Origin of the sequence: Cupriavidus sp. 30B13, assembly GCF_049059565.2 — a bacterium.
In the GTDB taxonomy this organism is placed as follows: domain Bacteria; phylum Pseudomonadota; class Gammaproteobacteria; order Burkholderiales; family Burkholderiaceae; genus Cupriavidus.
Genome location: NZ_CP188223.1, coordinates 1,093,751 through 1,109,206, shown reverse-complemented (window position 1 = coordinate 1,109,206; position 15,456 = coordinate 1,093,751). Strand labels below are relative to the sequence as shown.

Genomic DNA, 15,456 nt, shown 5'->3' with positions numbered 1-15,456 from the left:
GCGCCGCTCACGCCAGCACGAACGGCAGCTGGCGCTGGCGCTTGCCGGTGAGCGTAAACAGCGCGTTGGCCACCGCCGGGGCGATCGGCGGCACGCCCGGTTCGCCCAGGCCCGTGGGCGGATCTTCCGAAGGCACGAAGAACACGTCCACCGGCGGCGCATCGGGCATGCGCACGGGCGGATAGTCGGGGAAATTGCTGTTCTTCACCGCGCCGTTCTCGATCTCGATGGCAAAGCCCGGCCGCAGCGCGGCCAGCCCGAAGATGCACGCGCCCTGCACCTGCGCCTCGGCCGACAGCGGGTTGACCACGCGGTTGGCATGCACGCCGGCCGTGACGCGGTGCACGCGCGGTTCGTTCTTCACCAGCGACACCTCCGCCACGTAGGCCACCACGGTGCCGAACGACTCGTGCACGGCCACGCCCCAGGCCTGGCCCTTGGGCAGGCGCCGCTTGCCGTAGCCGGACTTCTGCACCGCCAGCTGCAGCGCCGCGCGATGGCGCGCGTGTTTGGACTCGTCCAGGCGCGCGAGCCGGAACGCCACCGGGTCCTGGCGCGCGCCCGCCGCGATCTCGTCGACCAGCGTTTCCTTGACGAAGGCGGTGTGCGTGTTGCCCACCGAGCGCCACCACAGCACCGGCACGTCCACCTGCGGATGATGGGCGGTCAGGCGCAGCGGAAAGCCGTAGTCGTTCTCGGCAATGCCTTCGACCATGGTGCCGTCGACGCCGCCCTTGACCGCGAAGGCCTCGAACGGCGTGCCCTTGAGGATAGACTGGCCGACGATGGTGTGGTCCCACGCCAGCACTTGTCCGCGGGCATCGGTGCCGATGCGCGCATGATGCAGGTGCAGCGGGCGGTAGTAGCCGCCGCGGATATCGTCCTCGCGGCTCCACATCACCTTGAGCGGCTCGGCATGGCCGCTCTTGGTCCAGGCCAGCAGCACGCCGGCCGCCTCGACCAGGTAGTCGGAGGTGGGCACCGCGCGCCGGCCGAAACCGCCGCCGGCCATCATGGTGTTGAGCGTGACCTGCTCGGGCTTGAGCCCCAGCGTGCGCGCCACGGCGGCCTGGTCCACGGTCTGGAACTGCGAGCCGACCCAGACCTTGACCGAGCGCACCGCGTTGCCGGACAGCTCGGCCTGCATGGTGCAGTTCAGCGGCTCCATCGGCGCATGCGCGAGGTAGGGAAACTCGTAGTACGCGTCGATGGTGCGCGCGGCGCCCGCCAGCGCGCCGACGTCGCCCGGCACCGCCACCGCGCCGGGCTGCGCGGCGAGCTTGCGGTAGTCGGCGAACAAGGACTTGGCGGTGACGTTCGAGCCGGCGTCCTCCCACACGATCTCGAGCGCGTCGCGCGCCTGCCTGGCGGGCCAGTAGCCGTCGGCCACCACCGCCACGCCGGTGCCGCCGCGGTCCACCGGCACCGGCATGACGCTGGCCACGCCCTTCACCGCGCGCGCCTTGTCGGCGTTGAACGATTTCACCTTGCCGCCGAAGCGCGGCGGGCGCGCCACCAGCGCCACCTTCATGCCCTCGAGGCGGGTGTCGATGCCGAACGCGGTGGTGGATTCGAGCTTGCCGCGCGCGTCCAGGCGCGGCGTGGGCTTGCCGATGATCCTGAACTGCGCGGGATCCTTCAGCGCCACCTGCTGCGGCACCGGCAGCGCCATGGCCGCCTGCGCCAGCTCGCCGTAGGTGGCGCGGTGGCTGCCGGATGTGACCACGCCCAGCGCCACCTGGCAACTGGCGGGATCGACCTGCCATTGCTGCGCCGCCGCGGCCACCAGCATGGCGCGGGCGCGCGCGCCCAGTTCGCGGTATTGCTGGAAGGAATGGTTGAGCGCGGAGGAGCCGCCCGTCATCTGCATGCCGAAGGCGGGGTCCTTGTAGGCGTCGCCGGCGGGCGCCAGCGTGGCGCGCACGTTGCGCCAGTCCACGTCGAGTTCCTCGGCCAGCGCCATCGGCAGCGCGGTGTGCACGCCCTGGCCGAACTCGAGCCGGTTCACGGCCACCGTCACCGTGTTGTCCGGCGCGATCAGCACGAAGGCCTGCGGCGGCGAGGGCGGCGCCTTGGGCGCGCCGCCCTCCTGCGCCAGCGCGGCGGGCAGCGGCAGCACGCCCAGCGCCAGGCCGCCGCCGGCAAACCCGGCGAGCTTGAGGAAACTGCGGCGGCCGAGCGTGGCCGGGGATTCAGCGGCGGCGTCGACGGTGCCGGCGGCGTCCGTGCGCCAGCCGTTGCCGGCCAGCGCTTCGAGATTCTGGATTCGCACGATCGTCTCCCTATGCCAGCGCGCGCGCCGCATCCTTGATGGCGGCGCGGATGCGCTGGTAGGTGCCGCAGCGGCACAGGTTGCCCGCCATGGCCTGGTCGATGTCGGCGTCGGTCGGATGCTTCTTGTTGCGCAGCAGTCCGGCCGCGCTCATCACCTGGCCGTTCTGGCAGTAGCCGCATTGCGCCACGTCATGCCTGATCCAGGCATCGAGCACCGCGCGGCCGACCTTGTCGCCGGCCACGCCCTCGATGGTGGTGATGCGCACGCCCTGCGCCGCGGAAACCGGCGTGACGCAACTGCGCGTGGGCTGGCCGTTCACGTGCACCGTGCACGCGCCGCACGAGGCGATGCCGCAGCCGAACTTGGTGCCGGTCATGCCGAGATTGTCCCGCAGCGCCCACAGCAGCGGCGTGGACGGGTCGACGTCGACTTGCAATGGCTTGCCATTGATGTCTAGGGTGGTCATGGGGGGAAACTCCTTGGGTCTGTTTGCCCTGGTCCGCGCGATGCGCGGCCGGCCGGCGGCACCGGCCACCGCCCGGTGGGCGTGTGCCGCAAAGCCCTCTGAGAATAGTGCAAAAGCCGCCGGCGTGCCGTACGCCGCACCGGGCGGCGGATTTTGCCGGCGGCCGGCGCTCAGCCTCCGGACGGCGGCCGCTTGCCGGGATGGCCGGGATGGCCGGGGAGATTCCCGGCGGCGCTCCGCCTGACGCAGGCCCCGGGGATCGGGGCGGTCAAACGGCCGAAGCCCCGGCTGGCGGGGCAGATTGGCTCGCGGTCCGGGGCGAGATGCGGGGCGAGATCTGACGCGCGATTTGACGCGCCAGCAAACCTCAGGGGCGGCTAGGGGGATGTTCCTCGCGCTGGTCGGTCTGGTCGGCGCGGTCCACCGGCGTATCGGCCGGCAGGCTCTCGGCCGCGCGCTCCACTTCGCCCATGTCTTCCTCCGGCACTTCGTCCGGCGGCGGCTCGTGCGACTGGCGCGCGCTCTCGTCCAGTTCGTTCTCGATATCGGCGGCCTCGGCATCGAGGCGCGGGTCGAGCGTGCTCGGGATCGACTCGATCCCGGCCTGCGCCTCCTCGCTGCGCTCCATGTCGGTGTTGTCGGTGCGCGGGCGCGGGCTGCGCCCCTTGTGCTTGCTCATGGATGTTCCTGGTGTGTTCCCGGGCCCTCGCTGGGCGGACGGGGCAGACGGGGGCGCGCGCGGGCAGGCGCGCGAGGCGTGCTCAGAAATCTTCCACCGGCGGCTCGCTGGCCTCCGGATCGCCGGGGCGCCTGGCCGAGGGCGGCTCGCCGTTTTCGTCGGGCAGGTCGCGGCCGGGCTTGTCCGGACGATCGCGCGGGTCGTGCTCGCTGCCCTGCTCGCGCCCGGGATGGGACGGGTGGGAATCGTGCGGGCGCGGCGTGGCCGGATCCGGCCGGTGCTGCGTGGTGTGCGTCATGGCGTGCTCCGGTGATTGTCTCGCGGCAATGAGAACGAGCAGCACCATGCGTGCCAGCCGCCCCGGCCAGGCCGCGCGGGCGCGCAGGCCGGCCGGGCGCAGCGCTTTTTACAACACCGTGTAAAGGAAGAGCCCGCGGACTGCCGCGCCTCAGGCAAAACAACGCATCCGCGCCCGGCCGGCTTTGGAACGGAAGTTGCGTGCGTTGCCTGCCCTATGCGCGTCGTTCCCTGCGCCCACCGGAGCCACGACATGCCGACCGACCGAGATGACCGCGCGCAAGCCGCGCCGCAAGCAGGCGAGCAGGCCCGCCCGCCCGAGACAGCAGAGGACGCAGCGCTGGCCAGCCAGGTGCATGCGGAAATCGCGCGCGCCTGCGGCGATGCGTTTCCGCAGGGCGTGACGATGCGGGTGGCGGACCGCCGCGTCGAATTGGAGGGCGAGGTGGAAGACGCGCAAACCGTGCAGCGCATCGAGATGGCCGCGTCGGCCACGCCGGGCCTGCTGGGCGTGCAGAACCGGCTGCGCGCGCGCCGGCCCGCGCCGCCGGAGCCGGCGCCGCAGGTGGAAGATGCGCGCCTGGGCGTGCCGATAGAGCGCCCGGCGGGGCAGGTCAACCACAAGGTCTGAGCGGGGCTGCCGTCATGGCTCAGGCGAGTCCTGCGCGCGATCCTGCGCGCGCAACAGCGCCAGCAGTCGCACCTCGTCCATGCGCAGGCGGGCGACGGCGGTGCGGCAGGCGGTGCATGGCGCCAGCCGCTCGGCCATGAAGGCGTCCAGCACGGCGGGATGCACGTAGCATTTGCGGCAGACCGCCACGGTATTGCGCAGGCGCTGCGCCACGGCCCTGATGGTGGCGGCCACGGCCTTCTTGCGCGCGCTCTCGCTCTCGTTGCCGCCCGCGGCCTGCGCCTTGCGCAGCGCGGCCAGCGCATGCACGCTGCCGGCCCAGGTGCGGAAGTCCTTGGCGGTGAACTCCGCGCCGAGAATCTCCTGCAGGTAGGCATTGACGTCGGCCGAGCCGACTTCGCGCACCTCGCCGTCCGCGTCGCGGTACTTGAACAGGTGCTGGCCCGGCAGGTCGGCGCAGCCGCGCACGATGCGCGCCACGCGCGCGTCCGCCAGCGACACGTCGTGCTCGATGCCGCTCTTGCCGGTGAAGCGCAGGCGCAGGCGGGCGCCCCTGACCTGCGCATGGCGGCGCCGCAGCGTGGTCAGGCCGAAGGTGCGGTTCTGGCGCGCGTAGCGGCGGTTGCCCACGCGCACCAGGGTGGCGTCGAGCAGGCGCACCACCGCCGCCAGCACTTTCTCGCGCGGCATGCCGTGGCGGCACAGGTCGCGCGCGATGCGCGCGCGCAGCCGCGGCAAGGCCGCGCCGAAGGCCGCCATGCGGGCGTACTTGTCGGTGTCGCGTACGGCTTCCCAGCCGGGGTGATAGCGGTATTGCTTGCGGCCGCGCGCGTCGAAGCCGGTCGCCTGCAGGTGGCCGTCGGGGTCGGCGCAGATCCAGACCTCGCGCCAGGCGGGCGGGATCGCCAGCGCGGCGATGCGCGCCAGCGTGGCCGCATCGCGCACGCGGGCGCCGGCGCAGGTGAAATAGGCGAAGCCGCTGCGCAATGGCCGGCGCGTCAGTCCCGGCGCGCGGTCGTCGACATAATGCAGGGCGGCCGCGGCGGCAAGTCCGGCGCCGGGCGTGGCGCCGCTCTCGGCGGCAGAGGATGGGACAGAGGCAGAAACGGTGGCGGCAGGCGCCGGGCGTTCAAGCATGATCGGCGGTCCTCCCTGCGCTCGCAGCCGGCGCGCCGGACGCGGGCTCCCGTTTCATCGACCCCCGCATTGACCCGCATCGGCCTGGCCGCCGGGACGGCCTGGCCCGGCGATGTGGCCGGCGCCGCGGCCGCATTGCCGGGGGATTCCTTATTGCCTTATTGCTTGGGGATCGGGTCCGGCGTGTCGCCCTTCGGGCCGGACGGCGCATCGGCGGTCGGCGCGCGCGGGGTGCCCTGCTGGCGCGGCTTCAGGGCGCGCTCCTGGCCCTTGTTGGGGTCCGTGGCGGAGCGGGACATGCTGCTGTTGCTGCTGCTCTTGGGACGGGCGCCCTGGCCGCTGGACATGTTGTGGCCCGGCTGGTTCTGCCCTTCGGTCGCCGGCGGCGAGCTCGGATTGGCCTGGTTGATCGGGGCTTGCTGCGCCACGGCCGGCAGGCCGAAGGCGGCGGCGCTCAACACCAGGGCACCTTGGATCAGGACTCGTTTCATGGTGATCTCCTTCCAGTCATATCAGTCATATCGTCGATCGGATGTCGAAGGGACGGGCGGCGCTGCCGGCCATCCGGCCCGCGCGGGCCGGCTACCGGCCCCGCTGGCCAACGTCTTTACGATATCTGTCCGGAAACCCCACCTCAGCGGGGGATTGCCTGAAACGACTGTAGGAATCGGACGACACCCGGCGCCCGCACGGGCGCGCCGGCGCGGCCCGGCAAGCCTCGCCCGGCGCCGGAAAGCGGGCCCCTGGCCAGGGGCGCCTACATGAAATCGGCCGCGCGCGCTAGTGCGAACAGCAACAGCGGATGTATTTTTCTCGTCTCGTGCTGCCGCCATATGGCCGTTATATTGGGCGACTATGCTGGGCCGCGCGTACAACCTGCGTCAGCCCGGCGGCCATTGCCTTGCCTTTGCCCTATTCCAGATCGCAGCCGCAGGCTGACGCGACATGACGCCACAACCGGAAGTCCGTTCATTGCCCACCCCCTGGCCGCGCTGGCAGCGCGTGGCGCTGGCCGCGCTCGGCTTCTTCCTGCTTGCCGTGGCCGGCCTCGCGGTGTCGCGCTTTCCGGGCAATGTGGCCATGCTCTGGCTGGCCAACGCATTCGGCCTCGGCGTGCTGCTGCACCAGCCCCGCCGCGACGCGCCGGCGCTGCTGGGCGGCATGCTGGCCGCGGGCGCGGCGGCCAACGCGGCGATGGGCGACCACCTCGCCATCGCGCTGGCGCTGGCGGTGGGCAACGTGGCGGAAATGGCCTTCTCCGGCTGGCTGGTGCGCACCATGACCACCGGCGCCACGCTGACCCGCCCCGGGCCGCTGGCGCGCTTCGGGCTGACGCTCGGGGCGGCCAGCACGCTGGGGCCCACCGTGGGCGCCACCATCGGCGCGGCTACCATCTCCGCCGCCTACAAGAGCAGCTTCGGCGCGGTCTGGTGGACCTGGTGGACGGCGGACTCGATGGGCGTGGTGATGCTGCTGCCGCTGATGGTGTCGATCACGCGCGAGCGCGCCGCCGACACCTTCGGCCCCGGCGGCCGCCGCCGTTTCGCGGCGCTGCTGTTGCTGTGCCTGGTGGTGGGCACGGCCGCGCTGTACAAGAGCAACGAGCCGTTCGTGGTGATGGCGCTGCCACTGGTGCTGGCGGCACTGCTGACCAACCCCTTCGCCACCGCGCTGCTCACGCTGCTGGCGATCTGCGCCACCACCCTGGCGGGGCTGGCCGCGGCCGCCTTCGGCCAGGGCGCGGGCGAGCCGTTCCCGCTGCAGTCGATACAACTGTCGACCGCGCTCATCATGCTGTTTCCGGTCTGCATCGCGTTCCTGCTGGAGCAGAACCGGCGCGACCGCAGCGAGCTGCGCGGCAGCGAGCGGCGCTTCCGCCAGGCCATGGAGCACTCGGCCATCGGCATGGCGCTGGTCGGCCTGGACGGGCGCTGGCTGCAGGTCAACCGCGCCATCTGCGAACTGTTCGGCTACGAGGCCAGCGAACTGTTCGACCTGCCCTTCCCGCTCATCACGCACCCGGACGACCTGGGCCCCGACATGCAGCAGGTCGAGCGCCTGCTGGCCGGCGAGATCGACGCCTACCGCATCGAAAAGCGCTTCCGCCACAAGGACGGCCACTACCGCTGGGCGCTGCTGGCGGTCTCGCTGGTGCGCGACGAAAACAGCGGCGCGCCGCTGCACTTCATCTCGCAGGTGGAGAACATCGACGAGCGCAAGACCGCGCAGGAGAAGCTCGAGGCGCTGTCGCGCCGCATCCAGCTCGCGGTGGAGGCGGGCGGCGTGGGAATCTGGGAATGGGACATCGCCAGCGGCGCGATCGCCTGGGATGCGCGCATGCACGCGCTGCACGGCACCGACCCGGCCGCCGGCGCCCCCGACATCCAGCGCTGGACCGGCATGCTGCATCCCGACGACGTCGAGCGCGCGCGCGCCGAGATGCGCGCCGCGGTGCGCGGCGTGAGCGCCTTCGATACCCAATACCGCATCCAGCACGCGGGCGGCGAAGTGCGCCGCATCCGCGCCATGGCGATGGTGCTGCGCCGCGACGACGGCACCGCGCTGAGCATGATCGGCACCAACTGGGACATCACCGAGCAGCACCGCCTGACCGAAGCGCTGTTCGAGGAGAAGGAGCGCCTGCGCATCACGCTGCGCTCGATCGGCGACGCGGTGATCTGCACCGACGCGGCGATGGCGGTGACCTTCATGAATCCGATCGCCGAGCAGCTCACCGGCTGGACCATCCAGGCCGCCGCCGGCCAGCCGCTCGATACCGTCTTCCGCATCGTCGACGAACACAGCAACGAACCCATCCACAGCCCGGTGGAACAGTGCCTGCAGACCTTGCGCCCGGTCTACCTGCAGGATGGCGCGGTGCTGCAGAGCCTGACCGGCGACCGCCACGACGTGCAGGACTCGGCCGCGCCGGTGCGCACGGCCGCGGGCGAAGTGATCGGCGCGGTGCTGGTGTTCCAGGACATCACCAGCGCGCGCGCGCTGCAGCGCGAACTGGCGCACTCGGCCTCGCACGACGCGCTGACCGGGCTGCCCAACCGCATCTGGTTCGAGAAGCGCCTGCGCGAAGCCTGCGAGGCGGCGCGCCTGCAGCACCAGCACCACGCGCTGTGCTTCATCGACCTGGACCGCTTCAAGATCGTCAACGACACCGCCGGCCACGCCGCCGGCGACGTGCTGCTGCGCGAACTCGGCCACGTGATCCGCCACCACGTGCGCCCCGACGACGTGCTGGCGCGCCTGGGCGGCGACGAGTTCGCGCTGCTGCTCAAGGACTGCTCGGTGGACCAGGCCGAGCATGTCTGCCAGAAGATCATCGACGCCATCCGCGGCCAGCGCTTCCCGTGGGAAGGGCGCGTCTACGACGTCGGCGCCAGCATCGGCATCACCGCCATCGACAGCGAGACGCCGCCCGTGGGCGAGCTGATGAGCCGCGCCGACGTGGCGTGCTACGCCGCCAAGGCGGCGGGCCGCAGCCGCGTCTCCGTGTACCGCCGCGACGAAAGCGACGCGCAGCGCCACCACCAGGAACTGCAGGTGGCCGCCGGCATCCACTCGGCGCTGGACGCCAACCGCTTCCGCCTGTTCGCGCAGGAGATCCGCGCGCTGCAGCCGGGCGGCGAGGCCGACCTCCATATCGAGATCCTGGTGCGCATGGTGGACGAGCAGGGCAAGCTGATCATGCCCGGCGCCTTCATCCCGGCCGCCGAGCGCTACGACCTGATGGGCCACGTGGACCGCTGGGTGATCCATCACGTGCTGCGCGAATTCGGCGCGCGCCTGGCCGCGGTGCCGGGGCTCTCGGTGGCCATCAACCTGTCGGCCAACTCGCTGGGCGAGCCCTTCCTGCTGCCCTTCCTGCATGCCGAGCTGCACGAGTCGGTGCTGCCGGCCAGCCGCATCCGGCTGGAGATCACCGAGACCGCGCTGATCAACAACATGGCCGCGGCCAACCGCCTCGTCGCCGAAATGCGCAGCGCCGGCTGCACCGTGGCGCTGGACGACTTCGGCGCGGGCCTGTCGTCGTTCTCGTACCTCAAGCAGTTCCCGGTGGACTACCTCAAGATCGACGGCAGCTTCATCCGCCATCTGGCCGCCAGCGCGGTCGACCGCGAGATCGTCAGCTCGATCAACGACATCGGGCACCGGCTCGGCATCCGCACGGTGGCGGAATCGGTGGAAGACGAACAGACCCTGCACACGCTGCGCGCGATCGGCGTGGACTACGCGCAGGGTTATGTGATCGGGCGGCCGGTGCCGCTGGAGGATTTTCTGGAGCGGTGCGGGACGCAGAGGGTGGAGTGAGGGATGGGCTTGGTCGGTTCGGCTTCAAACGGCTTCAAGTCAACTTCAAAGTCAAAGGCTTTCGCTCCTCCGGAGCGACCTACTTTCTTTTTTCCGAAAAGAAAGTAGGCAAAGAAAGCGGACTGCCTGGCCGGCAGGGGCAGAAACGTCGGGTTTCTGATTGTTGGTGGTTTCGTGGTGGGGACTGTGGTTCTGCTGGCATCCTGCCGTTACCGGTTCGACTCGCCACGGTCTTGCTGGCGGTGTTGGTCTCGGGGTCGGACCTATGATGGCGGGCGCACTGCTTGTTCTGCCATCTGCCGTTACCGGCTCGGACCACCACGACGTAGCACCCTCTTGGTTTCGTGGTGGGCGTGGTGGACCGGGTCATCGGGCCGTCGTTCGTATGCCGTCCGGCAAGAAAAACGTTCGGATTTCCGAACATCAAATTCCTGCGCCCACACGGAAATCCGAACCCTGCCTAAATAAGCACATCGATTTTTCGTTATTTTTCAAGTACTTAGAAAAATATCCCGCTTCTTTCTCCCTGGCATACCTCCTGCGATATAGGCCCGCGCCCTGGCGGCGCCACAAGGTGACCGGATGGCCCCCCGAATGCCACCGGCACCGACAAAACAACGGAGGAAACAATGACAGACCCCGCCTTGCCATCCCTGCTTCGCTGACGTTCCCGGCTCCGGCCGCGCGACGCTGCCTCCGGGATCAGCGCGCCGTGCCGAAGCCTGCCAGTCCCCGCATAAACAGCCGCCCGGCGAGAGCCGCCGGGCGCACGGCCTGACTCTGATGAAACTGAACCGACTGCCCACCCTGATTTTCATTGCGATGCTGCTCGGCGTGCTGGCCGGCATGGCAGCCCACAACATGGCGCCGGACGCTGCCGCCGCCAAGTCCATCGCCGACCACCTGTCCATCCTCACCGACGTGTTCCTGCGCATGATCAAGATGATCATCGGGCCGCTGGTGTTCGCCACGCTGGTCAGCGGCATTGCCGGCATGGGCGATGGCCGCGCCGTGGGCCGCATCGGCCTGAAGGCGATGGCGTGGTTCATTGCCGCCTCGATCACCTCGCTGCTGCTGGGCCTGCTGATGGCCAACCTGCTGCAGCCGGGCCAGGGCATGAACCTGGCGCTGCCGCCGGCGGACGCCGCCTCCAACCTGAAGACCGGGGCGCTGAACCTGCGCGACTTCATCGCGCACATGTTCCCCAGGAGCTTCGTCGAGGCCATGGCCACCAACGAGATCCTGCAGATCGTGGTGTTCTCGCTGTTCTTCGGCTTTGCGCTGGGCACGGTCAAGGACGGCGTGGGCAAGCCGGTGCTGGCGGCCATCGACGGCCTCGGCCACGTGATGCTCAAGGTCACCAACTATGTGATGGCATTCGCGCCGGTGGGCGTGTTCGGCGCCATCGCCGCGGTCATCACCGCCGAGGGCCTGGGCGTGCTGGTGGTCTACGCCAAGCTGCTGGGCAGCGTCTACCTGTCGCTGGCGCTGCTGTGGGTGGCGCTGATCGCCGGGGGCTACTTCTTCCTGGGCCGCGACGTGTTCCGCCTGCTCAAGCTGGTGCGCGCGCCGCTGATGATCGGCTTCGCCACCGCCAGCAGCGAGTCGGCCTACCCCAAGGTGATCGAGCAGCTCGGCCGCTTCGGCGTCAAGGAGCGCATCACCGGCTTCGTGCTGCCGCTGGGCTATTCGTTCAACCTCGACGGCTCCATCATGTACACCTCGTTCGCGGCGCTGTTCGTGGCGCAGGTGTATGGCATCCACCTCTCGCTCGCGCAGCAGGTCACCATGCTGCTGGTGCTGCTGGTCACCAGCAAGGGCATCGCCGGCGTGCCGCGCGCCTCGCTGGTGGTGGTGGCCGCCGTGCTGCCGATGTTCGGCCTGCCCGAGGCGGGCATCCTGCTGGTGCTGGGCATCGACCATGTGCTCGACATGGGCCGCACCGTCACCAACGTGCTTGGCAACGCCATTGCCACCACCGTCGTCGCCAAAAGCGAGGACGCCATCGGCGCGCCGGTGCCCGAAGAAGCGGACGACCCCGCCGACGACGGCAACCGCGGCCTGACACCCGTTCAGGTCCTGGCCGGCAAGTAATACCGCCAGCGCGCCAGGGCCCGGCTGCCGATCAGGCAGCCGGGCCCTTTTCGTTTTGCGGGCGCCTGCGCGCGTTGTGGTAAAAGACGGGGTTGCCGCGGGCGGCGCCCTCGCGATGCCAGGCCGGCGGCACATTTTTTCCCGACGACGCCACCCCGGCACCCCATCAGCCACCCGCAGCCTCCAGCCTTCCTTGCCCGCTTCCGCTCCATGACCGGCCCGTTCCGCTCGCATGCCACTCCGCCCGGCAACCTGCACGACGCCACGCAGGATGCCCCTCCCCGCCACGGCCGCGCCGCCAGCCTGCGCCGGTGGGTGCCGCTGCTCGCCATGCTGGCGCTGGCGGTGCTGGTGGGGCTGGCCGGGGCGATGGGCTACCGCTACAGCTACGACGCCGCCCTGGCGCGCCAGGGCGAGCGCGGCCAGGTGCAGCTGCGCCTGTACAGCCAGGCGCTGTCGAGCGAGCTGGCCCGCTACGACTACGTGCCCAGCCTGCTGTCGCTGGACGACAAGATCGCCGCGCTGCTGGCCCACCCGGACGACCCGGCCCGGGTCGAGGCGGCCAACCAGTACCTGGCCGCGCTCAACGCCCGCGCCGGCACGCGCGCGGTGTTCGTGCTCGACGCGCGCGGCCGCGTGCGCGCGGCCAGCAACTACCAGCGCCCCGACAGCTACATGGGCGAGGACCTCAGCTTCCGCCCCTACTTCCGCGACGCCATCGACGGCCAGCTGGGCCGCTTCTACGGCGTCGGCACCACGCGCAGCGAGCCCGGCTATTACCTCTCCGCCCCGCTCGGCGACCGCCACAAGCCGGGCGGCGTGGCGGTGGTCAAGGTGGGCCTGGAGCCGCTCGAGAACCGCTGGCAGGGCGCCGACGCGCAGATGCTGCTGACCGACGAGAACGGCGTGGTGATCCTGGCCTCGGACCCCTCGCTCAAGCTCACCGCGCTCGCGCCGCTGGCGCCGGAACAGCGCGAGCGGCTGCAGCAAAACCTGCAATACAACCGCGCCGCGCTGCCGCCGCTCGAGCTCGCGCCGGTGCGCAAGCTGTCCGACAGCGATGCGCTGGTGCGCCTGCGGCGCGGCCCGCCGATGCTGGCGCAGAACGCCGAGCTGGTCGGCACCGACTGGCGGCTCACGCTGCTGACCAACACATCGCAGGCGCGCCTGGCCGCGCTCAACACCGCCGCGCTGGCGGGCGTGCTGACGGCCTTCGTGCTGTTGCTGGCGGCGGCCTGGAACGTGCGCCGGCGCATTGCCGGCGAGCGGCTGGCCGCGCGCGCCGCGCTCGAAGCCGCCAACAGCGAACTGGAGCGCAAGGTGGCCGAGCGCACCGCCGACCTGTCGGCCGCCAACCAGCACCTGCATGCCGAGGTGGCCGAGCGCATCCGCGCCGAGGCCACCCTGCGCCAGGCCCAGGACGGCCTGCTGCAGGCCGGCAAGCTGGCCGCCGTGGGGCAGATGTCCACCGGCATCGCCCACGAGCTGAACCAGCCGCTGGCGGCGCTGCGCACGCTCTCGGGCAACGCGCAGAAATTCCTCGAGCGCGGCGACACCGCCACCGCGCAGGCCAACCTCGGCACCATCATCGGCCTGGTCGAGCGCATGGGCCGCATCACCGGCGCGCTCAAGTCGTTCGCGCGCAAGCCCGGCCAGGGCGGACGCACCGCGCGGCTGGACGAGGCGCTCGACAACGCGCTGTTCCTGCTCGACACGCGCCTGCAGGCCACGCGCCCGGCACTGCGCCGCCTGCTCGAGCCCGGCCTGGTGCTGGCGTGCGACCCCAACCGCCTGGAGCAGGTGCTGGTCAACCTGATCGGCAACGCGCTCGACGCGATGGCCGGCACGGCGGCGCCGGTGCTGGAGATCCGCGGCAACCTGGCCGGCGACAAGCTGCGCCTGACTATCCGCGACAACGGCCCGGGCTTGTCCGAGGAAGCCTTCGCGCGCCTGTTCGAACCCTTCTTCACCACCAAGCCGGCCGGCCAGGGCCTGGGGCTGGGCCTGACGCTGTCGGCCGGCATCCTGGACGAGTTCGGCGGCAGCATCGACGCCAGCAACCACCCCGACGGCGGCGCCTGCTTCACGCTGGTGCTGCCGCTGGCGGGCCTCGGTGCCTGCCGGGACGCCGGCGGGCAAGCCAGCAAGGACACCCGCCATGACGACTAGCCCGCTCACCGTACTGATCGTCGAGGACGACCCGGACGTGCGCCTGGGCTGCGAGCAGGCGCTGCGGCTCGAAGGCATCGCCACGCGCGCGGTCGGCAGCGCCGAGGCGGCGCTGCGCGAGGCCGGAGAGGACTTCGCCGGCGTGGTGGTCAGCGACATCCGCCTGCCCGGCATGGACGGCATGGCGCTGCTGCGCGAGCTCCGCGCGCGCGACGGCGCGCTGCCGGTGGTGATGGTGACCGGGCACGGCGACGTCGCGCTGGCGGTCCAGGCCATGAAGGCCGGCGCCTACGACTTCCTCGAGAAGCCATTCTCGCCCGAGCAACTGGTGGAGGTGGCGCGGCGCGCGCTGGAGCAGCGCAGCCTGGTGCTGGAAGTGGCGGAGCTGCGCCGCAAGCTGGCCGGGCGCGACCAGCTCGAGGCCCGGCTGATCGGCCACTCGCCCGCCATCGGGCGGCTGCGCCGCCTGATCGCCGACCTGGCCGACACCGCCGCCAACGTGCTGATCCACGGCGAGACCGGCACCGGCAAGGAACTGGTGGCGCGCTGCCTGCACGAAGCCAGCGCGCGCCGCGCGCGGCATTTCGTGCCGATCAACTGCGGCGGGCTGCCCGAGCAGCTGTTCGAGAGCGAGATCTTCGGCCACGAGGCCGGCTCCTTCACCGGCGCGGCGCGCCGGCGCATCGGCAAGATCGAGCACGCCGAAGGCGGCACGCTGTTCCTCGACGAGATCGAGAGCATGCCGATGCAGATGCAGATCAAGCTGCTGCGCGTGCTGCAGGAACGCGTGGTGGAACGGCTCGGCTCCAACACCCCGGTGCCGGTCAACACGCGCGTGGTGGCGGCCACCAAGGCCGACCTCAAGGCACTGTCGGAAGCCGGCCAGTTCCGCGCCGACCTCTACTACCGGCTCAACGTGGTCACGCTGGAGCTGCCGCCGCTGCGCGAGCGGCGCGACGACGTGCCGCCGCTGTTCGAACACTTCGTGGCGCAGGCCGCGCTGCGCTTCGAGCGCGAGGCGCTGCCGGCAAGCCGCGCCGAGATGGCCGCGCTGATGGCCTACGAGTGGCCCGGCAACGTGCGCGAGCTGCGCAACCTGGCCGAGCGCCACGTGCTCGGGCTGGGCTGCAACCCGGGCCAGGGCACCGCCGCGCCGGCCGCGCTGCCGCTGGCGCAGGCCGTGGAGCAGTTCGAGCGCGCGCTGGTGGCCGATGCCCTGCGCCGCCACGAAGGCAACCTGAGCCGCGCCAGCGAGGCGCTCGGCATTGCCAAGACCACCTTGTTCGACAAGGTGAAGAAGTACAAGCTCTGAGCGCGCGGCGCGCCGCCGCGCGCGCCCTTCCCCTGCGCCGCGCCGACGTCGTCGCCTGCGCCGTTCTTTCCCC

At 71.1% G+C, this 15,456-nt stretch carries 11 protein-coding genes; 5 read left to right on the top strand and 6 right to left on the bottom strand.

Annotation, left to right across the window (positions count from 1 at the left end; all coding sequences use genetic code 11):
* Positions 1-7 precede the first annotated feature (7 nt).
* The 4 genes from ACKI2N_RS05200 to ACKI2N_RS05185 all read right to left on the bottom strand — a co-directional run bounded on the left by ACKI2N_RS05200 (position 8) and on the right by ACKI2N_RS05185 (position 3,718).
* Positions 8-2,272 (bottom strand): molybdopterin cofactor-binding domain-containing protein, encoded by a 2,265-nt coding sequence (locus ACKI2N_RS05200; RefSeq protein WP_420995492.1) that lies wholly within the window; start codon positions 2,270-2,272, stop codon positions 8-10.
* Between the two features lie 10 nt (positions 2,273-2,282).
* Positions 2,283-2,741 (bottom strand): (2Fe-2S)-binding protein, encoded by a 459-nt coding sequence (locus ACKI2N_RS05195; RefSeq protein ID WP_420995491.1) that lies wholly within the window; start codon positions 2,739-2,741, stop codon positions 2,283-2,285.
* 367 nt (positions 2,742-3,108) lie between these two features.
* Positions 3,109-3,420 carry a hypothetical protein gene (locus tag ACKI2N_RS05190; protein ID WP_420995490.1) on the bottom strand — a complete coding sequence of 104 codons (312 nt, stop codon included), beginning with the start codon at positions 3,418-3,420 and terminating at the stop codon, positions 3,109-3,111.
* Between the two features lie 82 nt (positions 3,421-3,502).
* Positions 3,503-3,718: a hypothetical protein gene (locus tag ACKI2N_RS05185; RefSeq protein WP_420995489.1), complete on the bottom strand. Its 216-nt coding sequence runs from the start codon at positions 3,716-3,718 to the stop codon at positions 3,503-3,505.
* A gap of 252 nt (positions 3,719-3,970) precedes the next feature.
* On the opposite strand from ACKI2N_RS05185, the gene ACKI2N_RS05180 reads away from it, so the two are divergent.
* Positions 3,971-4,348, top strand: coding sequence for a BON domain-containing protein (locus ACKI2N_RS05180; protein ID WP_420995488.1), 378 nt, complete (start codon positions 3,971-3,973; stop codon positions 4,346-4,348).
* 12 nt (positions 4,349-4,360) lie between these two features.
* Here ACKI2N_RS05180 and ACKI2N_RS05175 read toward each other — a convergent pair whose 3' ends face one another.
* The gene (locus tag ACKI2N_RS05175; RefSeq protein WP_420995487.1) at positions 4,361-5,485 is read right to left on the bottom strand and encodes a DNA topoisomerase IB; all 1,125 of its coding nucleotides are present in this window, start codon (positions 5,483-5,485) and stop codon (positions 4,361-4,363) included.
* Between the two features lie 158 nt (positions 5,486-5,643).
* Positions 5,644-5,976, bottom strand: coding sequence for a hypothetical protein (locus tag ACKI2N_RS05170; RefSeq protein ID WP_420995486.1), 333 nt, complete (start codon positions 5,974-5,976; stop codon positions 5,644-5,646).
* A gap of 454 nt (positions 5,977-6,430) precedes the next feature.
* On the opposite strand from ACKI2N_RS05170, the gene ACKI2N_RS05165 reads away from it, so the two are divergent.
* From ACKI2N_RS05165 to ACKI2N_RS05150, 4 genes are all read left to right on the top strand, one after another.
* The gene (locus ACKI2N_RS05165) at positions 6,431-9,808 is read left to right on the top strand and encodes a diguanylate cyclase (RefSeq protein WP_420995485.1); all 3,378 of its coding nucleotides are present in this window, start codon (positions 6,431-6,433) and stop codon (positions 9,806-9,808) included.
* A gap of 783 nt (positions 9,809-10,591) precedes the next feature.
* Positions 10,592-11,902 carry a dicarboxylate/amino acid:cation symporter gene (locus ACKI2N_RS05160; protein WP_420995484.1) on the top strand — a complete coding sequence of 437 codons (1,311 nt, stop codon included), beginning with the start codon at positions 10,592-10,594 and terminating at the stop codon, positions 11,900-11,902.
* A 210-nt stretch (positions 11,903-12,112) separates the two neighbouring features.
* The gene (locus ACKI2N_RS05155; RefSeq protein ID WP_420995483.1) at positions 12,113-14,071 is read left to right on the top strand and encodes a sensor histidine kinase; all 1,959 of its coding nucleotides are present in this window, start codon (positions 12,113-12,115) and stop codon (positions 14,069-14,071) included.
* Positions 14,061-15,383 (top strand): sigma-54-dependent transcriptional regulator, encoded by a 1,323-nt coding sequence (locus ACKI2N_RS05150; RefSeq protein WP_420995482.1) that lies wholly within the window; start codon positions 14,061-14,063, stop codon positions 15,381-15,383. Before ACKI2N_RS05155 ends, ACKI2N_RS05150 begins: the two co-directional genes overlap by 11 nt.
* Positions 15,384-15,456: the final 73 nt, after the last annotated feature.